At 49.2% G+C, this 25,584-nt stretch carries 17 protein-coding genes and 1 pseudogene; 14 read left to right on the top strand and 4 right to left on the bottom strand.

Translation table 11 applies throughout. The features are described from left to right. Positions 1-64: 64 nt before the first annotated feature. The 4 genes from ACFSUS_RS06180 (at position 65) to ACFSUS_RS06165 (ending at position 4,282) form a co-directional block, all read left to right on the top strand. Positions 65-1,216, top strand: a complete 1,152-nt coding sequence (locus ACFSUS_RS06180) for an AAA family ATPase (RefSeq protein ID WP_381520599.1) — start codon at positions 65-67, stop codon at positions 1,214-1,216. Then, entirely contained in the window at positions 1,191-1,694 is a 504-nt protein-coding gene (locus ACFSUS_RS06175; protein ID WP_381520596.1) for a hypothetical protein, read from the top strand. The genes ACFSUS_RS06180 and ACFSUS_RS06175 overlap by 26 nt, the downstream gene beginning before the upstream one ends. Beyond that, positions 1,675-2,700 carry an NAD-dependent epimerase/dehydratase family protein gene (locus ACFSUS_RS06170; RefSeq protein WP_381520593.1) on the top strand — a complete coding sequence of 342 codons (1,026 nt, stop codon included), beginning with the start codon at positions 1,675-1,677 and terminating at the stop codon, positions 2,698-2,700. The genes ACFSUS_RS06175 and ACFSUS_RS06170 overlap by 20 nt, the downstream gene beginning before the upstream one ends. A 178-nt stretch (positions 2,701-2,878) precedes the next feature. After that, the gene (locus tag ACFSUS_RS06165; RefSeq protein WP_381520590.1) at positions 2,879-4,282 is read left to right on the top strand and encodes a tetratricopeptide repeat protein; all 1,404 of its coding nucleotides are present in this window, start codon (positions 2,879-2,881) and stop codon (positions 4,280-4,282) included. Between the two features lie 435 nt (positions 4,283-4,717). Here the strand turns inward: ACFSUS_RS06165 and ACFSUS_RS06160 are convergent, their stop codons facing one another. Continuing rightward, on the bottom strand, positions 4,718-5,569 hold the full coding sequence (locus tag ACFSUS_RS06160; protein WP_381520587.1) for a DUF2490 domain-containing protein: 852 nt from the start codon (positions 5,567-5,569) through the stop codon (positions 4,718-4,720). A 266-nt stretch (positions 5,570-5,835) separates the two neighbouring features. Between ACFSUS_RS06160 and ACFSUS_RS06155 the strand changes: the two genes are divergently transcribed. The 8 genes from ACFSUS_RS06155 to ACFSUS_RS06120 all read left to right on the top strand — a co-directional run bounded on the left by ACFSUS_RS06155 (position 5,836) and on the right by ACFSUS_RS06120 (position 18,922). Then, on the top strand, positions 5,836-7,014 hold the full coding sequence (locus ACFSUS_RS06155) for a cysteine desulfurase family protein (protein ID WP_381520584.1): 1,179 nt from the start codon (positions 5,836-5,838) through the stop codon (positions 7,012-7,014). A 553-nt stretch (positions 7,015-7,567) separates the two neighbouring features. Next, a complete protein-coding gene (locus ACFSUS_RS06150; protein WP_381520581.1) occupies positions 7,568-8,215 on the top strand; it encodes a response regulator in 648 nt (215 codons plus the stop codon). Between the two features lie 13 nt (positions 8,216-8,228). After that, complete coding sequence (locus ACFSUS_RS06145; RefSeq protein WP_381520578.1) at positions 8,229-10,100, top strand: ATP-binding protein; 1,872 nt, start codon at positions 8,229-8,231, stop codon at positions 10,098-10,100. A 212-nt stretch (positions 10,101-10,312) separates the two neighbouring features. Further along, positions 10,313-13,552 (top strand): SusC/RagA family TonB-linked outer membrane protein, encoded by a 3,240-nt coding sequence (locus ACFSUS_RS06140; RefSeq protein WP_381520575.1) that lies wholly within the window; start codon positions 10,313-10,315, stop codon positions 13,550-13,552. 14 nt (positions 13,553-13,566) lie between these two features. Then, positions 13,567-15,162 carry a RagB/SusD family nutrient uptake outer membrane protein gene (locus tag ACFSUS_RS06135; RefSeq protein ID WP_381520572.1) on the top strand — a complete coding sequence of 532 codons (1,596 nt, stop codon included), beginning with the start codon at positions 13,567-13,569 and terminating at the stop codon, positions 15,160-15,162. Between the two features lie 14 nt (positions 15,163-15,176). Continuing rightward, a complete protein-coding gene (locus ACFSUS_RS06130) occupies positions 15,177-16,280 on the top strand; it encodes an IPT/TIG domain-containing protein (RefSeq protein ID WP_381520569.1) in 1,104 nt (367 codons plus the stop codon). 116 nt (positions 16,281-16,396) lie between these two features. Continuing rightward, on the top strand, positions 16,397-17,635 hold the full coding sequence (locus ACFSUS_RS06125; protein ID WP_381520566.1) for a glycoside hydrolase family 27 protein: 1,239 nt from the start codon (positions 16,397-16,399) through the stop codon (positions 17,633-17,635). Between the two features lie 219 nt (positions 17,636-17,854). Next, positions 17,855-18,922, top strand: a complete 1,068-nt coding sequence (locus ACFSUS_RS06120; protein WP_381520563.1) for a TlpA family protein disulfide reductase — start codon at positions 17,855-17,857, stop codon at positions 18,920-18,922. 148 nt (positions 18,923-19,070) lie between these two features. Here the strand turns inward: ACFSUS_RS06120 and ACFSUS_RS06115 are convergent, their stop codons facing one another. Next, positions 19,071-22,589: a ThuA domain-containing protein gene (locus ACFSUS_RS06115; RefSeq protein ID WP_381520560.1), complete on the bottom strand. Its 3,519-nt coding sequence runs from the start codon at positions 22,587-22,589 to the stop codon at positions 19,071-19,073. A gap of 161 nt (positions 22,590-22,750) precedes the next feature. Continuing rightward, positions 22,751-23,116 carry a hypothetical protein gene (locus tag ACFSUS_RS06110; RefSeq protein ID WP_381520558.1) on the bottom strand — a complete coding sequence of 122 codons (366 nt, stop codon included), beginning with the start codon at positions 23,114-23,116 and terminating at the stop codon, positions 22,751-22,753. Between the two features lie 277 nt (positions 23,117-23,393). Between ACFSUS_RS06110 and ACFSUS_RS06105 the strand changes: the two genes are divergently transcribed. Continuing rightward, on the top strand, positions 23,394-23,759 hold the full coding sequence (locus ACFSUS_RS06105) for a DUF3859 domain-containing protein (RefSeq protein WP_381520555.1): 366 nt from the start codon (positions 23,394-23,396) through the stop codon (positions 23,757-23,759). Positions 23,760-24,085: 326 nt separating this feature from the next. Then, positions 24,086-24,670: a hypothetical protein gene (locus ACFSUS_RS06100; protein ID WP_381520553.1), complete on the top strand. Its 585-nt coding sequence runs from the start codon at positions 24,086-24,088 to the stop codon at positions 24,668-24,670. 801 nt (positions 24,671-25,471) lie between these two features. Here ACFSUS_RS06100 and ACFSUS_RS29160 read toward each other — a convergent pair. Beyond that, positions 25,472-25,584, bottom strand: a pseudogene (locus ACFSUS_RS29160) (IS110 family transposase); the annotation flags it as partial.

The following is a 25,584-nucleotide window of genomic DNA, read 5'->3' as shown; positions in this document are numbered from 1 at the left end:
GTGCGAAATTAGCAATTCAGACCCGAACGTTGTTATGTTTACATCAAGAGTAAACCGGGCTGCTATGGAGAACAACACGCCGAATACGAATAATTTCCTCAACTGGGTCGAAATCAAAAACTTCAAGTCAATCAAAGACCTGCGGCTTGACTGCAAGCGCGTGAACGTCTTCATCGGCAAGCCAAACGTAGGAAAGTCGAATATTCTGGAGGGGTTGGGGTTGCTGGGGGTAGAATATGGAACAGGAAAGTTCATGGGCGGATTTGCACGCTATGAAACAGTGTCAGATTTTTTTTATGATAAGGATGTCCTGAAAGGTATTTATGTTGAAAGCGATCAGCCAAGCTTGTCAGCGGCTTTGGCGAAACCATCAATCATTTTAAACGAGTTCAATACTGATTTTAGCTATGAATATTACTTAGGTGATTCTGATAGTGCGAAAAGAATTGCATCCTCCGAAGACATCCAAATAAACGAAGATGAATCTGAGAAAGCAGCCTTAGGCTATTCTCGGCATAACTTTCGTCACTTTAGTTTAACCAAAGAAGGTAAGGTTTCTCAATTTGCTGGACAGGGAAATTATATAACAAAATACAAACCTGGATTTGTCAGGAAATACGACTTTGGTGGACTAACAACTTTTACTGAAAGTTCTTTTCCATTTTTGATACCTCCAGATGGCAACAACCTGTTTTCTGTTATAAGCCGCAATGAAGCTTTGAAAGACGAATTTGCCAAGCTGTTTGCCGATCAGCGGTTGGAGCTAGTCTTGTCAAATTTTGACCAGAATTTTGAACTACAAAAGAAGGAAGGCTTTTATGTTACTAAATTTCCTTTCTTCTCCGTCGCCGATACCTTCCGGCGATTCATGTTCTATATCACAGCTATCGAGTCTAACAAAGATTCAGTAATCATCTTTGAGGAGCCGGAAGTGCACTCCTTTCCACCGTATACACAAGACATAGCCTATCGGATGATATATAGTGAAGAGAATCAGTTTTTTGTCTCCACGCATAGCCCGTATTTACTTCAAACGCTGGTTTCAAACCTAAGCGACGATCAACTCAACGTATTCGTCACGTACTACGAAAACTACGAGACGAAGGTCAAGGCCCTGACTTCAGAAGAACTCGGTTTCGTGCAGGAGTACAGCGCCGACGTATTTTTTAATCTCGACCGATTTGTACCCAATGCCCAGTCTGCAAATCCTGCCTGAGTGCTTTGCAGATACGGCATTAATTCAACTTTTTGTCGCCAACCATTCGCTTGTTGTTCATATTTTCGGAATACCAAACGTTGCTAAAGAAATGCAAGAAGCTGCAACTCGGGAAAACGCTGGTTTACGAATAGGATGTGTTGATAACGATAAACGTGTACCGCCTTACCTACTGACTTTCAACACCGTTTTAGAACAGAATAAAGTGCTTTTGAAGCAAAAATCTGATTCTAATAAATACCTCATTGTCATTGATAAGGCCATAGAGTCCTTTCTGCTATGGAATGCGCGTCAAATCAGCATAGACGTATCGGTTTATGGCTTCACGGATGATATTAAATTGTTCGGCAAAGCATTAAAGACATCATCGATCGGTGCCAATTCGAATTACCTTCAACTCCTAACCGATCTTCGTGAACGACAAGCCCCTGGCTTTCTTACACTTGAACGTATCCTGAATGACCTCATCTTTACCTAATCCGGTCTTCATCACTGGTGCGACTGGCTTCGTTGGTTCTCACATTGCTCGGCGTTATCTCGAAATGGGGTATCTCGTTTCAGCGCTCAAACGCCCTGACAGTGGCTATGGCGTACTTGCTGATGTGGCCGACCGCATTACCTGGTACGAAGGCGATGTGCTGGATATTCCGTCGCTTCAATCAGCGATTCAGCCTAACCATGACGTGATTCATGCGGCTGCCATTGTTTCGTTTGTTCCTAAAGATCGGAATCAAATGGAGCGCATTAATGTGGAAGGTACGGCCAACGTCGTTAACGTTTGTCTAAAGGCCGGCATCAGAAAGCTGGGCTATGTTAGTTCGGTAGCGGCTCTGGGTCGACCGTCGGCAAAAGGAGAGAAGACTGGTCAACCGATCATAATTAGAGAAAACCAGAAATGGGAAGAGTCGCCCAATAATTCAGCTTATGCCAAAACAAAATACCGCGCTGAACTCGAAGTTTGGCGTGGCGTAGCCGAAGGGCTGAACGCTGTGATGGTTAACCCGTCGGTTGTGCTTGGTGTGGGGGACTGGAGCCGCAGTAGTCTGCAATTGATTAAGTACGTAAACGACGGAAAACCGTTTTATCCGGCTGGTCTCGTCAACTATGTCGATGTACTCGACGTAACCAATGCACTCGTCGGGCTGATGCAGTCAACTATAACCGCTGAGCGCTATATCCTGAATGGGGGCACCATTCCTTACCGTTCGTTGTTAGAACAGATAGCGGCAGCGCTGGGAAAACGTCCGCCCACGGTTGAAGTGGCACCTATGTTGACCCGGTTGCTGTGGCCATTAGAAGCTGTGCGAGCTTGGTTAACGGGCAAGGCCCCACTCATCACGCGAGAAACCGCACGATCGGCCAGTTCGGCGTACGAATACGACGGACACAAAATTGAGCAGGTACTTGAGTTTCAGTACCGACCTTTAAGCGAAACCCTTCGGCGTGTGGCAGATGCCTTCCAAAGCACCCCTGACGGTACGTAAATATTCGGATTAGGGTATTGGAGTTTCGCTTTTTTGAGTTTATATTTCACTGCCAAAGGATAAACCGCACCGTTGGCGCGGCCCCTATCCGCTGATTTACGATAGAGGATTATGCTGTGCGAGTATCTCGTCTTCATAAATCGCAAGTCGTAAATCGAACCCCGTAAATTACTTTTACATGGAGCAAGAGTTCGAAGAACGAGAAGGTGACATAAAAGAATCAATCCGGCGTTTTGAGCAGATGCTGGACCAGCAACAAAGTCAGTTTTTCGACCTGGATGTCTATGAGCAGATGGTTGAACATTACCTCAACCACGGCGATTTAGACAAGGCGTTTAAAGCCGCCGAGTCCGGTTTGGAAAACTTCCCCTACGCCCTGGAGTTGATGCTCGACAAAGCCCAGATTCTGGCTAATTTCCAACGGTTCGATGAGTCGCTGGAGTTACTGGAACGGGCTTCACTGTTTAATCCCGGTGATCTTGACGTGCCGTTTATGCAAGGTTCCGTGCTTAATATGGCGGGGCGGTATGAGGAATCGATTCAGGTGCTGGAAGAGTTGCTTGACCGCGCCGACGATAAAGACGACATCCTGTTTCAACTCGGTCAGAGTTACCAGAGTTGGGGTAAATACGATGAAGCCATTACGCAGTACAAAAAATCGATTGCGCTCAACATCAATAATGAGAATGCGCTTTATGAACTGGCGTTTTGTCTGGATGTCACGGGTGAACTCGAAAACAGCCTGACGTATTACCAGCAGTTAATCGATCAGGAGCCCTATTCCTATAACGCCTGGTATAACATTGGTATCGCATACAGCAAGTTAGCGCGTTATGCTGAAGCGGCTGAAGCGTATGACTATGCTGTAATCATCAAACAAGATTTTGCATCGGCACACTTCAATCTGGGCAATACCTACATGAATCTGGGGTTGTTCGAGAAAGCAGAAACCTGCTATCGCGAAACGCTTAAGTACGAAGAAGCTACGGCCGATACGTATTGTCACCTCGGCGCTAGTCTGGAGAAGCAGGATCGCCTGCCCGAAGCCATCAAGGAATACCGCGAAGCTATTAAGCTCGATGCCATGTGGGACGAAGCCTGGTATGGAATTGGAGTTTGTTTGAGCGAGTCGGGCAAATGGTACGAAGCGCTCCCGTTCCTACAGAAAGCTGTTAAGCTGAATGATCAGAATGGAGAATATTACCTGGCCGTTGCCGAAACCGAATATAAAATTGGGAACGTATTGTCGAGCGTTGAAGCGTTTGAAAAGGCGGCCGAAGTTGATGCTGAGAACCCCGATGTATACCTGACCTGGTCGCTGGTACCCTTCGATCAGGGAGATTTCATGAAGGCCAATGAGATCATTCAGATGGGTATTGATGATATGCCGCGCGAGGCTGATTTGTACTATCGCTCGGCCGTTTATCTGATCCACGCTGGTTACTATCGTGAATCGTTGATCCAACTGGAAGCGGCTCTCTCGCTCGACTACAATGCGCATGTTCAGCTTTTTGAGTTCTTTCCTGAATTAGAAAAGCAGAAGGCACTTTACAAGATTATTCAGCAGTATAAAAAGGACTAACCAAAATATACCACTAACTAGAAAGCCGCTGCCACGATTGGGAGCGGCTTTTTTGTGACTAAACTATAATCCTTCCCGCTTTTTAGGGGTTTACTTTCCTGATCTCAGTAGCACTTAACGTTATTGTAAACTCGCGCCGTTTACTGTTCCAGCAATGTACTCGCTCGCCATACTGATTAATTACTGGTACTGGTCAGTCAATATCAGGGTTGGCGGCTCGTTGCTCCTGAGCGGCTTTCTCATTGATTAGCGTTACCCAATCGTTTAGTTTGAATTCCTGTTTTGTCATTGATTGATGCTAACTACGTTTCGTTGAAGAGAGAAATAATTGTTTAAATTTATCTTCAACGCTGTACGTACGTCAGAACCGTCTGATAGACCCATTAACAAAAATACCTGTTATTAATCCTAAGTGCTCAGGAACAGAAAATACGATTACTCCGGTCCTGAATCAGAATCGGACTTCGAGGGACGGCGGTTTTCCAGATACACATAAACGTGAAGCGCATGGTTAAACCGGGCGATACGTAATTGCTCAGCAGTGTTTGTCTGTAGAGAGAACTGATTCAGGTAGCCTAGCTCAACGCGTAAGTTTTCGCGCAGTTTACGTCCCAATGCCAGATACGTTCGGTTTTGGTCGAAGCGGGCGCCGGAGTTAGATACCACCATCATCGGTTCGATACTGAGGTGTGAGTACCAGGGTGACTCACCACCGGAGCTTCGTTTGAATATTGGATTGATCCAGCGAGCCATTGCACGCAGTCGAACATTAAACCGGTCGGCTAACACTTGCCTTGATTCCCCATCCGACAAAAAGACGTACGTGTTGGCCAGGGTATCCGTCCGTGAAGGCCAGCGGAGCTCGGTGCGGAAACGTTGAATAAGCTCACCATCGCCTAGCGGTTTTGTGATTTGTAGCTGCGGAATAACGCGCACTTCCTGAAAAAAGGTGGTGGGTTGGTACGAGCTGACACGTCCCCAGTTCCACCACAATCCAATCGGCGACAACGATAACCGGACCGGTTTAGAGAGCTGGTAACTTACCCAGGGGCGAAACACTTGCAAGAGGGGATAACGAAATACGTTCAGGTCACGGCCGTTGTTGTATTCGGCCTGCCTTCGGTACTGATGATCAAGCTGAAAGCTCCATCTGCCAGCGGTTTTGTATACTAGATTCAGCTCCGACCAAAAAACAGCCTGGTTACGGACTACTCGTGGGTAGGACTGCGACACTGCTTTCAGCGCTATTAAGCAACAAAATACTACAATAATAAATCGGTTGGGCATCTAAAATCCGGTTAAAGAGATAAACAGTAAATGGATAAGTTTTAGAGTCAGATTAACCCTAAGAAACTGGTCTTATTATCAGTGCCGAAAAGTATAAACAGCTTTTAATACGTATTCGTCTGTCACGCATTTATTACTGATTCAAAAAGAACGACGCAGCTCTGACTAGTGTTTTAGCGATGAATACCTAACGGCCCACCTGTTTGGGGTAAGCCAAGATAAGCGTACCTTTGCAAATTGAATATTGACACTACAATCGATTGATAATGACACCTGTTGCTCCCGTTTACCTCGATAATGCCGCTACGACTCGGCTCGATCCTGAAGTATTAGACGCTATGTTACCACTCATGACTGAGCAGTTCGGTAACCCTTCATCTATTCACAGCCACGGCCGAGCGGTGAGAACAGCAATTGAAAAGGCACGCAAAACGGTAGCTTCTCTATTGAATACGTCCCCGGCCGAAATCTTCTTCACGTCGGGTGGTACAGAGGCTGATAACACGGCCATTCGGAGCAGCATTGAAACCTATGGCCTGACCCATGCCATCACGTCTCCACTCGAACATCATGCCGTTCTGCATACGTTAGAACACCTGGCTAAGCAGGGGACGATTGAGCTAAGCCTAGTCAATGTCGATGCGAAAGGTCATGTTGATTTAGGCCACCTGGAAGAGTTGCTACGTAATCGCCGAAACGCTGGTCAGGGCCGTTCGCTGGTATCGTTGATGCACGGTAATAACGAGATTGGAAACCTACTGAATTTAACCCAGGTAGGGGAGATATGTCGTGCCTATGACGCTATTTTCCATTCGGATACGGTGCAGACAATGGGCCACTTTCGTCATAATTTACAGGAACTACCGGTAGATTTTATTGTTGGTGCAGGCCATAAGTTTCACGGTCCAAAAGGGGTAGGCTTTTTATATGTAAACGCCGAGCGGACCAAAATTCACCCGTTCATTTATGGTGGATCGCAGGAGCGTAACATGCGGGGCGGTACCGAAAACGTGTACGGTATCGTTGGGTTAGCGAAGGCATTAGAAATCGCTTACCGCGACATGGATGCCCATCAGCAGCATATTGTCGCGTTGAAGCGTCGGATGATCGATCAACTGCGCGAACGCATGCCCGACGTGCAGTTCAATGGTGATTCGGCCGATGTAGATAATAGTCTCTACACGGTGCTGAATGTCAGCTTACCCGCTTCGGAGCTAAGCGATATGCTGCTCTTTAACCTAGACATTGCTAAAATTTCGGCCTCGGGCGGGTCGGCTTGTTCGAGTGGGTCGAACGTTGGGTCGCACGTATTGGCTGCCTTACCAGGGCTGGACCAGAACCGGGGCTACGTTCGGTTTTCGTTCGGCAAGTACAACACGGTTGAAGAGATCGACTACACTGTCAATACCTTAGTGGGGCTATATCAAAAAGAGCAGGTAGCTTAAACTTGACTCATTCGGAAAGACATTAATCATTTTTATTAGGTGATACCGACTAGTGTCGACGGTAATCCTTTTTATGTATTGTTTGATCAATCGTCGACTGGCAGCAAGATGTGCAGCGCTCTGTTTGATACGCAAAAGAGCCGCCTTTAACATATAAATACTTATACATTTACTGGCTTCTCATCGTTACTTATATAACAAAGACCTCATAAATATATACTAATACTGTAGATTTAGTGCCAATAAATAAATGTATGATTAACAGGCGTTTAATGTGCTATTAAGGCAATGGTCAAGTCCAATGTGTCCGTCTTTTACTTAAATTCGATAGTAGCATATCGTCGTACTGATCTAGTTATATAGGGTATACCCTAAATTTACGTAAAATCGGGTTTTCACTATTCTATAAATAAGTAGGTTAGTCCTAATTTTGCTAAACAAAATTCAATTTAGTGGGAAAACAAAAAATCTATCAGGTCTTTAATTCATTAACCACTAAAGAAGGGGTTAGTAATTTTTCATTTATGCTTACCCTGTTCAAAATAAAAGACCGATGATACAGGTGTTGATAGCAGATGATCATAATGTCTTTGTTGAAGGCATTGAGTCGCTCATCTCAGGATCTGCTGAAATTCAGGTGGCCGAGCGATGTTATAATGCATCAGCAGTTGCTCAGCAGTTGATACAAACGGCTATTGATGTAGTGCTGCTTGACATTTCTTTTCCACACATTGAAGATGGACTTGGCCTTTGCGAACATATTACCCGCAACTACCCGCAAACAAAAGTTATTGCACTGACTATGCACGACGATGCCAGTTTGATTAAGCGCGTAGTGAAGAAAGGGGCGAAAGGGTATTTGCTAAAGAATACAACGAAAACCGAGTTGCTGCAGGCTATCCAGACGGTTCACCACGAGAAGCAGTATTTCAATGACACGATCATGAATATTTTGCTGAACGATGTGCCAAAGAATCGTAAGTCGATCACCGGAGTAGCTGGCAAACCTACACTGACCCCTCGTGAGTCGGAGGTGCTGACGCTCATAGCCCAGGGATTGACCACACAGCAGATGGCCACTCAGTTGTTTGTTAGTGCTAAAGCGATTGAGTTTCACCGAAGTAGCTTACTGATGAAATTTGCGGTGCCTAATACTGCGTTGCTTATCAAAACGGCTATGGAATTACAACTAATTGACTGACTTATCAACAACCATGATGTTGCCCGAGCTCATAGATCAACGTAAGCCGTACGGTAGCCTGCTGCTGGAACGGGGGCGGTGTATGTGGGCTGGTTTTGTTCTGGTGTTGTCTGTCTGGCTCCTGCCGACCGTAGCTAAAGCGGATTCGCCAGCTATTGATAGCGTAAAGAGACAAATCAGACAACTACTGGCAGACAAGAATAGCAGACAAGTGGCAAGCGCCTATCAGCATTTAGGGGGGCTCTACAACCAGCAATATGGGTATAACAAGTACACCATTGATGCCTATGCTAACGAACTTAAGTACTATAACCTGGCGGGTGACTCGCTGGGCTACTATAACGCGCATATTACCATCGCTGATTACTACTCACAGGATTATCTGATGCAGTCTTATGCGGAAAACTATCTGAATAAGGCCTTACAATTCTTTGCCCGAACCGAAAACCAGCAGAAAGTCATCGAATGTCGATTATCGTTAGCCAACATGCTTCAAACGAAGGAGCCACTACCTAAGAGCCTGCTGACTGAGCTACGCGAAACAGAACGCCTGTGTGTGCAACATAATCAATCTCAATCTCAATCATACGCGCTGAACTTGCTGGCCAGCAGTTATTTGCGGCTTAAACAGCCCGACTCAGCTCAGTATTTTGCGAGTAAGAGTTTGCTCATCGCTCGTCGGTTAAACGTTAACTGGTTGATAGCGTTAAACTTCTTTTACCTGGGCTTAGTCGAGCAATTTAAAAATCATTCGGCGAATGCAGTTGCGTATTACCAGAAGGGTTATCGAATTTCTGAATCAGAGAAGAATATTCCGATGTTACGCGAATTGTCAAAGCACGTTGCCGACAGTTATTCGCACCTCGGAGACTACAAAAACGCGTATCAGTCATTATTGAAGACGTTGACATTTACCAATCAGCTTTATTACTCGGAACAAACGAAAAGCATCCGGTTGCAGGAGCTTGATCGACAAATTAAAACGTTGGCTATTGGTAAGCAATTGGTTGAAGAACAAAGCCGTCACCAGCGCATGCTCAACTCTGCATTGGTCGCTTTTTTAATTATTAGCATTTTGGGAGTCGCGGCACTCGTTTTTTTAAGACGGCAGCAAAAATTGATTGCTCACCAGCAGGCGGTAATTGCGCAACAGCAGATTCGGCAGCTCGAACTGAAGTCATTACAAGCCATGATCGAGGGGCAGGAGGGAGAGCGGAGCCGGATTGCCCGCGACCTGCACGATGGACTGGGCATTCAGTTATCGCGGATCAAGCTTTTCGTTGAAGCCCACCAGGAGCAGTTACCGCCGTCCGTTAAGGAGCCTCTGAACCAATTCCTGGACGAAGCCTGTACGGAAACCCGGTTGATATCCAACGACTTGCGGCCGTACGCCCTGTCTATGTTTGGCCTGTTGCCAGCGCTGGAAGACCTCGTGCAGAAGCTGAACCTGGTCAACGAGACAAACCTCGTCTTAGAACATTACGGCGAGTTGCCATGCCTGGGTGACGAAGCCTCGGTAATGATTTATCGGGTGGTGCAGGAACTGCTGAACAATGCGCTTAAACACGCCCACGCCCAGAAAATTTCGGTGCAGATCATAACCAACGAAGAAACCGCCCTGATCAGTGTCGATGATGATGGACAGGGGGCCGACTTTGACAAGATTCCTGCGAAAGGTAATGGCATTGCCAATATTCATTCGCGCATAACGTACCTGGGCGGGCAGGTCATGTGGCAGAGTGAACCTGGAAAAGGTACCTCGGTCATGATCTCGCTCCCGATGCAACGATTAGTTAAAGATTCTCCTCCTGTTATCGCTGAAGTTGAAAACGTTAACCCTTATCCTGTTAAGCATGTAGAACCATTGGCTGATGTCGTGATGTGATCCATATGCCACAGTGATCACTCGTTGCCGGGATACAGCCCAATAACCGCCTTTGTTGGCAAAGTAATCCACTTTTTTCTGGTTACGGACCATTGACCGGTCTGATTTTCTCAAGCTGCGCTTTTTAGAGAATAGCTATTCTTATGTTGTTCTTCAATGAAGTATCAGTCTTATGTTCAATTATTTAATTAACTATTTTCTCATTCTTTTCTATGATTAAACATGTGCTTTCCGGGCTTTTCGTCCTAGGTAGCTCCATAGGTAGCTATGCTCAGGATGGAACCCTTAGCGGACCGGCACCAGACAAACTGGTTGCTGCGTTGTCCAACATAAAATCCGCTGGCCTGGGGAAGGAGCCCGCGTCTGATGTAAAAGCGACCGTGCGCGGAACGGTCTATGATGAAAAAGGCTCGGCCCTGCCGGGTGCATCAGTGTCGGTCAAAGGCACCCAAATTGGCTCCATCACCGATGCGAACGGGCGGTTTTCGATCAACGTTCCCGACAATGCCAAAACATTGGTTATATCGTTCATCGGCATGGTGACCCAGGAGGTCGCTATCAACAACCGGCAAACCATTGACATCCGCATGGCAGCGTCGACCAACGTCCTGAACGATGTGGTTGTGATTGGGTACGGTACGCAGCGCCGACAGGACGTGAACGGCGCCGTGTCGAGTGTGAAAGCCGAAGATATTGCCAACATTCCGCAAACCAGCGTCGACCAGTTGTTGCAGGGGCGGGCGGCTGGTCTGACCGTTACGCAGAACTCGGGTCAGCCGGGTAGTTCGACCTCGGTTCGCATCCGGGGTATAACCTCGCTGACGGGTAGCAGCGAACCGCTGTACGTGATCGACGGCGTACCCGTGTCGGGCGATGCCAACAACCAGAGCACGAGTGGCCGGTCGCCGGTGCAGAACTTCAACGGTAACGGGCAAAGCTCGGTGAGTCCACTATCGGCCATCAACCCCAATGATATTGCCTCTATCGACGTACTGAAAGATGCGTCGGCAACGGCCATCTACGGCAACCGGGCGGCCAACGGGGTCATCATCATCACCACCAAACGGGGAAAAAACGGCAGCGCCCGCATTGGCTACGACGGCTACGTGGGAGTACAATCCCCTTCTAAATTTCTTAAGGTGATGGACCTGAAGCAGTATGCCCGGTTGCAAAACGATCTGGCGGATGCCTACGGCACACCCCGTCGGGCTGAATTTGCCGACCCCAGCCTGCTGGGGCCCGGCACTGACTGGCAACGCGAGGTGTTTCAGTCGGCGGTGATGCAGAATCATCAGCTGTCGATCTCGGGTGGTAAGGAAGGTATTAACTACTACGTATCGGGTGGGTACCTGAACCAGGACGGCACCGTGATCGGATCGGGTTTCAAGCGGTTCACTTTCCGCAGCAATATCGATGCGCAGGTGAAAGAGTGGTTTAAAGTAGGGCTAACCCTGACCGGCAGCAACACCAGAGACCGGGTAACGCTCAACGATAACGTCGGTGGGATTGTGTACCTGTCACTGCAGCAGTCGCCTGATCTGGTCGTGCGCAACACGGATGGTTCTTTCGCCGGTCCGCCTAATGATCCTACGGCCGTTTCGAGCGTGATTAACCCGGTGGCTCAGGCGCTGAGCATCACCAACAATCTGAATCGTAATAACCTGAACGCTAACCTGTACAACGACCTGAAGTTCAGCAGAGACCTAACCCTGCGTTCGGAAATTGGCGTTGATCTCAACTACTCGGACAACATTTACTTCCGCCCGACGTATTCGTGGGGTCGGTTCGTGAACCCCACCGCATCGTTGAACCAGCGCTGGCAGAAAGGATCATTCTACATTCTGAAAAACTACCTGACCTACACGCATACCTTCAATCAGAAGCATAACGTGACGGCCCTGCTGGGACACGAAGTGCAGGGATCGAACTGGAATGGGATTGAAGCGGGCCGGTCGGGTTTCTACAGCAACGATATCCAGACGCTGAACCTGGGCGAAGCTGCCACGGCCACCAACAACGAGTATAAAGGCAGTCAGACGCTCGAATCAGCCTACGCCCGGGGAATTTATTCCTACGGCGAGAAATACAGCCTGACGGCAACCATCCGGGCCGACCGCTCCTCGAAGTTTGCGCAGGGGCAGCAGGTGGGCTACTTCCCTTCATTTGCGGCCTCCTGGCGCCTGACCGAAGAGCCGTTTATGGCCGGTATCAAGAACGCCCTCGAAGACGTGAAACTACGCGTGGGTTACGGAGCCGTAGGGAACCAGCAGATTTCTAATTACCTCTACGGTTCGTCGCTGTCGGCGTCGGCTACGGGGCTGGGCACCGGCTTCCTGATCGACCGGATTGCCAACCCGAACCTAAAGTGGGAAAGCAACACGCAGTTCAATGCCGGGGTGGATGTAAGCCTGCTCAACAACCGCATTAATGCAACTGTCGATGTGTACAACAAGCTGTCGAAGAACTTCCTGTACCAATTGCCGCTCCCAGCCTACCTGATCGGTGATGCCAACTACTTAGGGGGTATTTCGTCGCCTTATGTCAACCTGGGCCAGATGCAGAACAAAGGCGTCGACATAACGGTCACCTCGCGCAACATGGTGAAATCGGATTTCAAGTGGACCACGACAGCGATTTTCTCGCAGTACCGTAACTCGGTGAAAGAGCTATCGGAGAACTTTACCGAAATCATCAACAGCGTGTACACCGGCTTCCTGAACGTGCCCGTTACACGGACAGTGGTTGGCCAGCCCATCGGCCAGTTTTACGGCTACAAGGTGAAAGGGCTGTTCCAGACGACCGAGCAACTGGCCTCGGCTCCTATTCAGTTTGGCCGGGCCGTGACCAACTCAGGTGCTGGTACCTGGCTGGGCGACGTACAGTATGAAGACGTCAACAACGATGGTGTTGTGAATGAGCAGGACCGGACCATTATCGGCAACCCGAATCCCAAGTTTACGTTTGGTCTGACCAACACGTTTACCTACAAGGCGTTCGACGTCAGCATCTTCCTGCAGGGGTCCTACGGTGCTAAAATCCTCAACCTGACCCAGCGGACCGTGGGCGGACTGTCGAGTTTGTACACCAACCAGTTTGCGTCGGCGTCGGATTACTGGACGCCCACCAACACCGACACCAATATTCCGGCGCCCCGCAGCGGTATCGACAACCCGAACCTGTTCATCTCGGATCGGTTTGTGGAAGACGGCTCATACGCCCGTATCCAGAACGTGAATGTGAGCTACAACGTACCCGCTTCGTTTATTCAGCGGGCCAAGCTGAACCGGCTCAAAGTGTACGCCAGTGTGCAAAATCTGTACACGTTCACGAAGTACTCCGGCTACGACCCCGAAGTCGGTGCGTTCAATCAGAACTCACTACAGATGAACGTCGAAAACGGTCGTTATCCGCTGCCCCGCACGTTTACGCTGGGGGTCAATGCTGAATTTTAATTTTCTGAAGACACATGAAAAATACACGTAATACTTATGTCCTGGCACTGCTGACAGTGGTCGGCGTGAGCCTGACGAGCTGCAAGGATTCGTTCTTCGACCGCGCTCCCGAAGATGCCCTGACCCTGGATAGTTACTACCAGAACGCCGAACAGGTTCGGGCCAGTACCAATGCCCTGTACAACTCGCCCTGGTTTAATTTCAACAACAAGGCATTCTGGGCCATCACCGAATTGTCGGGCGGAAACGCTCGCACGTACTCGGGCGACGTGGTTAACTTTGCCAACTTCTCGGTAACAGCCGATAATAACGAACTGACCAACGCCTGGCGGTCGCTGTTTTCGGTGGTGGCGCAGTCCAATGCCCTCATCAACAACCTGCCCGCCAAGGTGCCGTCGTCGGTCGATCCGGCCATTGTCAACAATGCGCTGGGCGAGGCTCACTTCATGCGGGCGATTGCTTATTTCTACTTGGTAAGGCTGTTCGGTAACCTGCCCATTATCGAGAATACCCTCGATTTTGTGTATTCACCGAAGATCAACACGAACCCAGTCACGGACGTGTATACATTCATCATCCGGGATCTGGAATTTGCCGAAGCCAACTGCACCAAAAAAATCCGGGTGGGCAGTTCCATCGACAATGGCCATGTATCGAGCGGATCGGCGTCGGCTCTATTGGCGAAAGTGTACCTCTACAAGCAGGATTACGCCAAAGCGCGTCAGTATGCCGAAAAAGTAATCAACAGTGGCGAGTTCAAGCTGTATGGCACGCAGGTAGCCGGCAAAACGTTCGCGGACCTATTCCGGACGGCCAATAACAACAACGAAGAGTCGATTGTGGCGCTTCAGTGGGTGGGCGGCAGTGCCTACGGACACGGTAACTCGTTACAGGCTTCGTTTGCTATAAGCTCGCAGATTACCGGCACGGGCGACGGCTACAGCGTAATCGGGCCCACGATTGATCTGCAGAATGAGTTCGCTAAAGAACCTGGTGACGTGCGTCGGCAGGCGACGATTATGCTCGCCGGAGATCGCTATCCCGAGTTGAACGCAGCCGGGGGCGGCTTCACGGTACCGGCGGATGTGAACGCGCAGAACACGCGGGCCGGTATCAAGAAGTATGTAGTGGGCACACGGGCCGACAACGGCGGGCTCGGCGCGGCTCAGTCGGCCGGCAACAACACCTATCTGATGCGCTACGCCGAAGTGCTGCTCATCGAAGCCGAGGCCGTACTGGCCGGCGCTGCCAGCACGAGTGATCCAGCTGCGTTGACGCCCTTTAACCAGATTCGGACCCGCGCGGGCCTGGCCCCCAAAACGTCCATCACGCAGGCCGACATCCTGCGGGAGCGTCGGTTGGAATTGGCCATTGAAGGCGATTACTGGTTCGATCTGGGCCGGCTCGATGGCTTCAACGCGACGACCCACCCCAAAGCCATCGCTATCATCAGCCAGCAGGAGCGGGGTACGTTTGGTCCTGACAGAACGGTGATTTATTCGGAGCGCTTCACACCCGGCAACGACAAGTTTCTGTTCCCGTATCCATCGACCGAAACGGCCATCAACCCGCTGCTGACGCAGGCCCCCGTGCCCTACAAATTCAACTAATCAAGCACTGAACTATGAAAACCATACTGAGTTATGCCCTGGCCTTATGCGGGTTCATTGGGCTTGTGAGTGTCTTTACGGCCTGTCAGTCCAACGACGAGGTTGATCCTGCCCCGGTTATTAACCGGGTTCGGACGGTGAGCCGGGACTCCGCCTACACGTACACGGTGCAGACCAGCCTGACGGCCACGACTACGGCCACCCGGACGATACCCGTGGCCCTTGATTCAACGACCACGCTGGGCCAGCCGGGCCGGTTGTATGCCATCATCGGCGAAAACCTGCAGAAAACGAAAGCCGTTTATTTTAACGACGTAAGCGTGTATTTCAACCCGGCTTTTGTCACCAGCACCAGCATTATGGTGGCTATTCCGGTGACGACACCCTTCAGCGGCAGCAACAAAGTGCGGGTAGAAACGGCCAGTGGTCAGGCGGAGTTTGGTTTCTCCATCAAGCAGCCGTTTCCCACGATTACCAATGTCGATCAACTGGCTGGCAAGGCGGGCGACATTATCACCATCACCGGCACCATCTTCGATAATGTATCGGCGGTGAATTTTGGAACGGCCAATGCGGAGATTACGGCTAAAACGCCTACCGAACTTAAAGTGAAGGTACCAACCGGGGTTACATCGACCACGCTGACCGTGACCACGCCGGGCGGAACAACCGCCTACAGCGTCCCCTTTGGCTTTAAGTACGCCTTGTTTGAGGACGACCTGACTACGGGTTTCACCTCGGGCGGCTGGAATGGTAAACCGACCGTACCCTCGAAAGAGGTGGTTAAGCGGGGTACGGCGTCCATGCAGTACGACTACACGGGAGGCTTCGGGGGCTTCCAGAACTTCATCAGTGCCCCCGTTGCGCTGGCCAATTACACGGGCATCAAACTGGCCCTCTACGGCGGTAGTGGCACCGATGGCAAAATCATCAAAATGGTTGTCAACGGTAACTACGACAATGGGAAGCAACTGGTGCTGAAGTCGGGTACCTGGCAAACCTTTGCGGTTCCGTTGAGCGAACTGGGGGTCACGGGTAACCTGACCGAAATCACGTTCCAGGAGTTCAGCGGCAATGTGCCCGAAACAATCTACGTAGACGATCTGGGCTTGTATTAGTCAGCCCGACCGCGCTACAGTTTTACAACAACTTCCCTGAGTGGGTGACTCAAACGGTCCGCCGTTGCGGTCGCCCGCTCAGGGAAGTTGCATAACGAACCAACCTAAATTTTACTATGAAAAAACTATCATTTATGCTTTTGCTGCTGGCAAGCACGGCTTACGGGCAGGGCAACAATTACAAGCAAAACTATCGCAAGTTCGATAACCTGGCGATGACGCCCCCGATGGGCTGGAATAGCTGGAATAAATTTGGCTGCAACGTCGATGAGAAACTGATTCGGGAGGTCGCCGATGCGCTGGTCGCAACCGGGATGAAAGACGCAGGCTATACCTACATTAACATTGACGACTGCTGGCATGGCGACCGGGACAGCCTCGGGTTTATTCATCCCGATCCGAAACGCTTTCCATCGGGCATGAAAGCTTTGGCCGATTACATTCACTCGAAAGGGCTTAAACTGGGCATTTATTCGGACGCCGGTTCGCAGACCTGCGGTGGGCGGCCCGGAAGCCGGGGCTATGAGTTTCAGGATGCTCAAACTTATGCCAAATGGGGCATCGATTACCTCAAATACGACTGGTGCAATACCGAAGGCCTAAAAGCCGAAGGAGCCTACAAAACCATTACGGCGGCCATTCGTAAGGCGGGTCGGCCGATGGTGCTTAGTATCTGCGAGTGGGGCAACGACAAACCCTGGGTGTGGGGTCCGAATGTTGGTCACTTGTGGCGTACGACGGGGGATGTCTACAACTGCTTCGACTGCATCAAAGACCACGGCTCCTGGAAATCATGGGGCGTCATGCAGATTCTGGATAAGCAGGACGGACTACGGAAATACGCCGGACCGGGCCACTGGAACGACCCCGACATGCTTGAAGTGGGCAACGGGATGAAAGAAGGCGAAGATCGCGCCCATTTCACGATGTGGGCCATGATTGCCGCTCCACTCATTGCCGGTAACGACCTGCGCAAGATGTCGGAACAAACCAAAGCCATCCTGATGGACAAAGACGTCATTGCCATTAACCAGGACTCGCTGGGTGTACAGGCGTTTAAATACGCCGTGAAAGACAGTGTCGAAACCTGGATTAAGCCGCTCAAAAGTGGCGACTGGGCCGTTTGTTTCCTCAACCGCAGTAAATCAGATAAGCCAGTCGAATTCAACTGGGCCACCGAGTCGGTCACGGATGATCTGTCGGGTAAGGCGCTTAATGCGGGCCAAACACCTTATGTGGTCAGAAACTTATGGACTAAGAAAGAGACCGGTGCTACTAATCAGCCCCTGAAAGCCACTGTGCCGGGCCATGATGTGCTGCTGGTCCGGCTAAGCCCGAAGCCGGGCAGTAAATAAAGCCGGTTTCTTTAGGTAAGTCTTTATGAACTGGCCCCGAAAGGTGATTTATTGCGTGAATACATACGTTTCATGAGTTGCAGCCCCGTCAGGGCTACATTCTATTTGTAGATGTCACCCTGACGGAGCTGAAGCTTAAAATTGTCTTTGTGAAATGCATAAATTAGAAACGTTATAGGTAGATAGTCTTATGCTGTATTTTCCTTTCTATCTTTCAATATGAAACTACAGCTACTCTTCTATAAAATCCTTTTTTTAAAAGTTGCCGGCTGTCTGATAAGTGTACAACTGTATGCGCAATCTAGCAAGCTAATAGGCCACATTAAGGGCCTGGGCAATCGGCCTGTTGTGTTTGGTTATCTACAAAAAGGTAGTTACAAGTTAGATACAGTCCTGGCTAATAATGATCAATCTAGTTATAAACCTAAACGTAGTGATGATGGCCAAATTCACCTACGCATCAGCCGATCTCGATATACTTCATTTTGGTACGAGCCAGGTACGTTAACCGTTTCGGACTCGATTGATAAACCTTATAAGTTGATTTTTATAGGTGGTCCTGAAAACACTGTGCTTAACCAATATCGCGAGACAATTGAGTGGCCTTATGAGGAAAAAAAGCAGTCTGTTTCTGACTCCATAAAGATTTTGTTGGTTGAGCAGGAACGGAAAGATATTTTATCATTCATTCAAGATCATCCTTCGGCACGAACAAGTGCTCACCTGCTTTGTTGGCAAACTATAAGCAATGAGTCTTTGGTTGATACGTATGAAAGGCTTTTAAAAATGTTGTCGTCTGAAGTACAAGCAACTTATCAGGGTAAAGAAACAGCCAGGCGGTTGGTAGTACTACGCAATCAGCCGGTTGTAGGTAAAACAGCTCCTGCCTTTACGCTGGCTGATACGGCGGGCCATACTGTTTCCTTAGCTGCCTACCGAGGTAAATATATCTTACTAGACTTCTGGGGCCACTGGTGCAGCCCCTGTATAAAATCGTTTCCCAGGCTAAAACAGCTTCAGCAGACATATGGCGAAAGGCTGGTTATTATTGGCATCGCGGCAGAATATGCTACGGACAAACCCCAGTGGATACGTGCAATCAAAACAAATGACCTGAACTGGCTCCAAGTATCCGAGTTAGCTTCCGACAAGGGAGAAGTGAATACACAATACAACATCACAGCTTTCCCAATTTATCTGCTTCTTGACAAAGAAGGAATTGTCTTAGAAAGAACACTTAGTATTGAGCAGATTGAGCAAAAGCTTACCTCTTTGGGTAACTTTTAGATTTTCCTTTTATGAATTTATAGAGTATAAACCACTCAATCGTTTCCTAAGCCTTGATCTTCTACCAGACCCGCTAAACAAGCCGAGGGCTCATGACAACTGGTCATAAGCCCTCGGCTTGTATTTTTACCGTTACCCCAAACGCCACCTACTCGTTAAACTGGATGCTGCTTAGCTGGATGATGTCGGTGTTGGGCTTGTCGCGCTTGACAACGACAATGTACACATCGTGCTTACCCGTAATGGGCTTGTCGAATGTGCCCGTCACCTGGTTAATCGTCTTCCAGTCGCCGGTTGCTTTGTAGGGAGCGCGGTTAACCACCGGTCCCGCATAGGAGTCGAGCCGTACTTCAATTTCACCGTCTTTGTTGGTTGAGGAATAGTCGTACGTCAACGACTTGATACCGGTCATGTCGATACCTTTCAGCAACACGTATGATTTATGGCTACCTGCCCCCAGACGGTTGCCAAACCGAGGGAAACCAACGTACGAATCGGCATGGATGGTTCTGACCTTCGCATTACGTAACGTAACGATGTCAGTGCTGGTGATTGGCCCGACGACCTGTCCACCGTTGTCGGTGTACGAGGCCACAAGGGTGTATTGGCCCCGTGGTTCTTCGGCTTTATGCTCATTCAGCGTGAGTGTACCCTCCAGCGGCACCGTTTTCTGCTTTTGTTCTTCGGTGAGCGAGAAGATATATTTTACCATTTCCTGAGCATCCTGCGCCGGAATCTGGGGATGAGCGCTCATCAGGTGATCTTTACTCCAGTTACCGCCACCTCCTTCAATGATCTTTTTAGCTAACCGCTCCGTGATGCCCGGCTGACCTTTGTAGCGGGTCGCCACCGCCAGGAAAGTTGGCCCCACCGATGGCTTGTCAATGGTATGGCACGCCTTACAATCACTATTAGCGATCAATGTCTTGCCTAAGGAGCCGTTGCCAATGGACGCCAGATCCTGGTGCCCCTGCTGAGGAGCCGCGGTGGGGGGAGCACCGGGCTGAGCACTGTAGGCGTAGAAGACCTTGATGCGTTTAGGATCAATCTTGGTGTCTTCCTTGTCAGATACTTTCACAGCGTAGGTAAACGGCTTGTTCTCCCAGAAAAACGATTTGTTGCCCGGCGTCGTAATGGCCACTTCGGGCTTGGCATTACCCACTTTAACAACAATGGTATCCATGTCCACTAACCCCGTCTGATCGGTCACTTTCAGAATAGCATTGTAGACCCCAGGCTGGGTGTACGTGTACGTAGCGTTGGGCTGGGTAGCTCCTACGGTTTTACCATCGAACAGCCACTGATACGTAACGAAGTCGTCCTGGTCGAGGTCGGTGCCCCGGCCGCTGAACTTCACGCGCAGGGGTGCCTGTCCGACTGCTTCATGAATAACAGGACCACCGCGGTTGTCGGACGTCAGGAAGGAGCGGGCGTTTGCCTGGGCAGCCGCTACCGAATCAACAACGTTAGCACGCGCCACGGGCGCCCGGTTCCCGGTGTTGTATTCGATCTTGACCAGCCGCGCATCGTCGTTATCGGCGCCATACACTGAGCCGTATTCGAGCATGTACATCACGCCATCTTTAGTAAAGGCCAGGTCGATCGGGCGACGAAAATCGCCGTTGGTAGCCATGAAGGGTTCGGTACGGACATAATTCTCATTCTGATCAAAGCGAGCGGCCACCACCCAGTTACGCATCCAGTCGAAGATGAACAGGGCACCGTCGTAGTACTCAGGAAATTTGTTCCTGGCCGACGAGTTCTTGTCGTAGGTGTAAAACGATCCGGCCATCGCGCTACGTCCTCCCTGGCCGAGTTCCGGAAACTCTTTAGAAGCTGCATAGGGGTACCAGATCATGGCCGGATTCGCTGGTGGCAGGTTCTTTAGTCCGGTGTTGTTGGGGGAGCTGTTTACCGGGGCTTTAGCATCAAACTTCGGTCCGGCAACGTTGGTCGCGTAATCCAGGTCGGGATAAGGCTGGCTATTTCCTATGAACAGAGGCCAGCCGTGGTTACCTGGCTTTTTCGCCTGGTTGAACTCATCGTAGCCTCTCGGCCCAATCGTACTGTCTTTACCCGCGTCGGGCCCAATTTCGCCCCAGTACAGTACCGACGTTTTGGGGTTAACCGCAATGCGATAGGGATTTCGTAGTCCCATCGTATAGATCTCCGGTTTAGTTTGGGCGCGGTCCGACGGGTCGGTGCCTTTCGGGAAGAGGTTCCCATCTGGAATCGTATAGGTGCCATCGGCCTGCGGACGGATACGTAACACTTTGCCGCGTAAGTCATTAGTGTTAGCCGCTGAACGTTGCGCGTCGAGGGTTAGGTGGTCGGGTCGCTCATCGATAGGCGAATAGCCGTTAGAGGGGAACGGGTTGGTGTTGTCGCCGGTGGAGAGGTACATATTCCCTTCTTTGTCCCAGGCGAACGAACCACCGTGGTGGGCGCTGGCTTCAAACTCGTGCGGAATCTTAAGCACTACTTTTTCCGAAGCCAGATCAAGGGTGTTGTCGTCTTGCACCACGAACCTCGACAGATTATAAACCGGGTCTTTTTCCGTGTTTGGTGAGTAGTACACATACAGGAAATGGTTCGTCGCGAAGTTCGGATCAACCGTAACGCCCTGTACGCCAAAGCCCTGCTTCGTGGTGACTGGAAACTTACACATCACCTTGTGCTGGTTAGTCCGGGTGTCGTAGACCGATAAATTGCCGCTCCGCTCCGTGAAGAAGACTCGGCCGTCATCCGCTATGGCCAATTCCATCGGTTCGTTCAGGTCATTGACCAGCACCGATTTGGTAAACCGGTTTTCCTCGGGCATTACCACGGCGTAGGCTTTTGAATAATCCAGTGGCTTGCCGTTGCCCATTACGTAGTTGAGGCCACCCAGCAGGTGCTTCACGAATAAAGGTTCGCTAAAGCTGGCATCTTCGTGACCACCGCCGGTGTAAAAGGCGCGGCCACCGTCGAACTCGTGGTACCAGGCAATGGGGTGATTGCTACCATTGGTGCCGCCTTCGTAGGTGTTTTCGTCAAGGTTAGCCAGAACCTTCAGATCGGTATAGAACGAACGGTAGTTGTACCATTCGTCGGTCCGCTCCCAGTGGTCGGGGAGGTGGGCAGTCGACGGGTGGTTTTTATCGGTAACGTCGACGGTTGCCTTGCGAACGTTGGAGTTGTTGGGGTGACTGGCAAAATAAGCGCCCACCAGTTTATTGTACCACGGCCAGTCGTATTCGGTGTCGGCAGCCGCGTGAATGCCCATGTAGCCACCACCTGCCTGAATGTAGCGCTCGAAAGCCGCTTGCTGAACGGGATTCAATACGTTGCCCGTCGTGCTTAGAAACACAACCGCCTGGTAGTTACGTAGGCTGTCGTCGTTGAAGTAAGCCGCGTTTTTGGTGGTGTCAACCCGAAAATTATTCTCCTGGCCCAGCTTCTGAATGGCCGCGATCCCGAACGGTATTGAGGTATGTTTCCACCCTTTGGTTTTTGAGAAAACCAGCACACGCTGCGGTTTTGCCGAAACGGCAGGTGTTGCCGCCGTCGAAACAGTTGTTTGTGCCGCTGGTTTTTTGCCGCTCAAACAAGCGCATACGCCAATTGTAGCGCCCGCTGTAACGAGTACATGAAGCCAGTGCTTAGCCGATAAAGGTCCCCAAATCATAGAGAGATAAAGTATGAACGTTCAATTGAAGAAACAGGAATGGCGCTGTTAGTCGGTTCGTTGATTAAATCAGCGCTAATACGTCATACTAAGTCTTTTTCTCTCAAAAACTACCCGGTAATAGACTAAGTTAATGGAGTTTCATGGCACGTTATGCACTCTTATTTTGCTACGTAATTTATCTCGATGATCTGTTTGGAATCCTTTGTTGGCTCTTTAATTGACAAACTCTCAATCTGTACGTCTTTATTGTTCATAAGCTTCTTAACCGCCTGAACATCGGTAGTAGACTTGCCGTTGATCATATAAACGACTTCTCCGGCTGGATAGTCAAATAAATTGAACTTGACTACTCTCGATACAGCATTGCCTTGTGGTGTCGCATGGTCGTAATCAATGATTTCGCCGGTTGGGTGTTTGATCTGCTGATAGGTAGGGAAGGCTTCTTTCGGTTGTGTTGATTGGCCGTATAAGCTACCGGCAAGCCCAACAAAAAGGGCGATGAATAGAAAACCAGGCGACATCATGGCGGAAATGGGTTGATTATATGCTGGATTGACCCGAGATTAGCTGATATAGTTGTGAAAGGAAATGCTTGTATACTTGTATTGACGAAAAGTGATGGGTCAACCCCTCTAACAACCATTCTTTGTTGTGTTTAACATATTGTACAACACACCAAAGATTAGTCATATATTGGTGCTAGATTTACATACCGTCAGACTATACAACAGAAAAAAGCGGCTTTTTCAGACTATGGCTAGTAGTGCTCGGTTGGTCAATTATGGGATTTGCAGACCTACTATGGAATCCATCAGCAATTCTCGTCTTAGTCCAACCGGCTATTATTTCGGAGCAGACGCTTTGGCTTTTATTGAAAAAGTCGATAAAATGAAGTTAAAAAGAGGCTTAGTTTTTGGTATTGCCTATAGATTAGCGGGTAACCATGATGCTTTTTTATGTCGTATCGTGCACCCTGTTCTGGTAAATCCCACTACGGGAAAGGCTTATAAAGAGACGATAGAGGAAAAGTATAGTGCTGCTAATGGACTAAATTTTGATTATTATCGAATCGAACATGCCTGGGAGATGGTCGACGGAAAGTGGGTCTTTCAAATTGAACAATCCGGCAACATATTGCTTGAAAAATCATTTGAACTACATGGTTAATCACGGCCATGGTTAACATAAACCAGGTGGCTTTTGCAAAAGCCTTAATCGATCAAAAAAGGCCCAAATTTTGAACCTATTCCGATTCAATTAGGAGCTAGAAATTGCTTTTTAATCAGCCAGTCCATAGCCGTTTCGACTTTTGCAACAGCCACCCAGATTATACAACAGATTTATGACAGTGAGGAGTAAACAAGTTGCTATGTCATTATTGACTTATGATGTTCATTTACTAACAATATTTACCAAGGTCATATTGAGCAAGACCTAACAAAGGCTCGCTGAACTTAACAACGTACATACTCTACCATTAACCCCCTTCAACAGTGCGTATTTTATTTAGTTTGTTTGTAATAGGCATCATGGCAATCACTTCGCCTGTTAGTGCTCAGCCTCAAAAGGGAAGTCTGACCATCAATCCCCAAATTCTTTTTAGTAAGTTGACATTTAGAGCAACTCCGGAGGCCTCTACTGTTCATATCGAGACTGGTACCTCATTACATTATTACATTAGTAAGCGGTTTGCCGCAGGTATTAGGTTGCAGAGCTATCATACTCGAAGCTCTCCTAAAGCTCCAGATGTGTTTAAATTAAGAGCATTTTACATAGGAGTTACCCCTGAGATCCACTATATTTTATTGGCTTCTCGCTTTTCTCCGTTTGTGCGGGTACGATACGGCAGTTTTGGGTACTACCATCTGTTCATCGACAATCCTCTAGTATTTCAAAGGCAAAGAAGGAATGGTAACTGGATTATTGACTACGGACAGTATAGTGCTTGCACAAGTTTAGGATTAGCCTACTCTCTCAAAGACAGATTTGCACTGACTGGGCAAATTGATGTGTTTCCTTTCCAAAAAGATTTCGTTTCCTACGCTTGGCTTGGTCTTGGATGCCAGTTTGTTTTATAGCTCACTTAACATAATGTATTACACTGGAATAGCTTGTATTACACCGAAATAGCTTGACACTAACAGTGCATAGTTATGAAGGTAAGTGGGTTTATTGACCTCAAGAAAAAGTACAAAGTCAGCGCTTTCCGCTGGCACGTAGTCGAGCTCTATCGACTCGAACTAGTTAGTGAAAAACAGATTTTGGCCGAGCTGAATATTTCCCGAAATTCACTCCGGGTCTGGAATCGAGCCTACCAACGCTATCGACTCCGACGCTACTATCCCAGTCCTAAACGCGCTCGACTGATGAAAAGTAAGACCGATGAAGTGGCCCTGCTTAAAAAGCAGTTAGCCGATACCCAGAGATTACTCCAGCACGAACAACTCAAACGGGAAGCCCTGGAGATTATGATCAACATTGCCGAAAAAGAGCTTAAGATTCCTATTCGAAAAAAGCCTGGCCGCATCGGCGGTCCGACCCAAACAGTAAATCAACTCAGCCTGCATCACCCTCTGGTGAGCATGGAAACACTCTGCGGGCTGTTTGGGGTAAGCCGTCAGGCTTGGTATGAAAAGCAGAAACGATGTCAGAAAGCGGATCTTACAAGTGCTCTGGTGTTAGCTGAAGTCCGCCGGTTGCGCCTGGACTTGCCTTCGGTTGGGGCAGAAATCCTGCACCACCAGTTGACCGACTTTCGTCAGCAGTATGGGATCAAACTAGGGCGGGATAAGTTCGCTAAGCTGCTCAGGGATAATGGCTTATTGGTAAAACGTAGAACGCGACGGGCGAAGACCACCTGCCGGGCCGATTTCTATGGCTTAAACAAACGAAGGGGTATAAAATTTATCATATTTTTCGCCCCGGCGAACTACGGCATAAATTCGATGGATGAGCTTATTACGAATGGCGTTGAGCACTAACATCTTGTTTT

Origin of the sequence: Spirosoma soli (genome assembly GCF_042684525.1) — a bacterium.
Taxonomy (GTDB): Bacteria; Bacteroidota; Bacteroidia; order Cytophagales; family Spirosomataceae; genus Spirosoma; species Spirosoma soli.
The sequence above is the reverse complement of the archived record's forward strand: the minus strand, read 5'-3'. Positions and strand labels throughout refer to the sequence as shown.

Bases quoted from the DNA above. Each gene is read 5' to 3' on its own strand.
- ACFSUS_RS06155 (WP_381520584.1), top strand. From the start codon at position 5,836: ATGACACCTGTTGCTCCCGTTTACCTCGATAATGCCGCTACGACTCGG.
- ACFSUS_RS06135 (WP_381520572.1), top strand. From the start codon at position 13,567: ATGAAAAATACACGTAATACTTATGTCCTGGCACTGCTGACAGTGGTC.
- ACFSUS_RS06115 (WP_381520560.1), bottom strand. From the start codon at position 22,589: ATGATTTGGGGACCTTTATCGGCTAAGCACTGGCTTCATGTACTCGTT.
- ACFSUS_RS06180 (WP_381520599.1), top strand. From the start codon at position 65: ATGGAGAACAACACGCCGAATACGAATAATTTCCTCAACTGGGTCGAA.
- ACFSUS_RS06130 (WP_381520569.1), top strand. From the start codon at position 15,177: ATGAAAACCATACTGAGTTATGCCCTGGCCTTATGCGGGTTCATTGGG.
- ACFSUS_RS06150 (WP_381520581.1), top strand. From the start codon at position 7,568: ATGATACAGGTGTTGATAGCAGATGATCATAATGTCTTTGTTGAAGGC.
- ACFSUS_RS06170 (WP_381520593.1), top strand. From the start codon at position 1,675: ATGACCTCATCTTTACCTAATCCGGTCTTCATCACTGGTGCGACTGGC.
- ACFSUS_RS06105 (WP_381520555.1), top strand. From the start codon at position 23,394: ATGGAATCCATCAGCAATTCTCGTCTTAGTCCAACCGGCTATTATTTC.
- ACFSUS_RS06110 (WP_381520558.1), bottom strand. From the start codon at position 23,116: ATGATGTCGCCTGGTTTTCTATTCATCGCCCTTTTTGTTGGGCTTGCC.
- ACFSUS_RS06140 (WP_381520575.1), top strand. From the start codon at position 10,313: ATGATTAAACATGTGCTTTCCGGGCTTTTCGTCCTAGGTAGCTCCATA.
- ACFSUS_RS06145 (WP_381520578.1), top strand. From the start codon at position 8,229: ATGATGTTGCCCGAGCTCATAGATCAACGTAAGCCGTACGGTAGCCTG.
- ACFSUS_RS06125 (WP_381520566.1), top strand. From the start codon at position 16,397: ATGAAAAAACTATCATTTATGCTTTTGCTGCTGGCAAGCACGGCTTAC.
- ACFSUS_RS06120 (WP_381520563.1), top strand. From the start codon at position 17,855: ATGAAACTACAGCTACTCTTCTATAAAATCCTTTTTTTAAAAGTTGCC.
- ACFSUS_RS06175 (WP_381520596.1), top strand. From the start codon at position 1,191: ATGCCCAGTCTGCAAATCCTGCCTGAGTGCTTTGCAGATACGGCATTA.
- ACFSUS_RS06165 (WP_381520590.1), top strand. From the start codon at position 2,879: ATGGAGCAAGAGTTCGAAGAACGAGAAGGTGACATAAAAGAATCAATC.
- ACFSUS_RS06160 (WP_381520587.1), bottom strand. From the start codon at position 5,569: ATGCCCAACCGATTTATTATTGTAGTATTTTGTTGCTTAATAGCGCTG.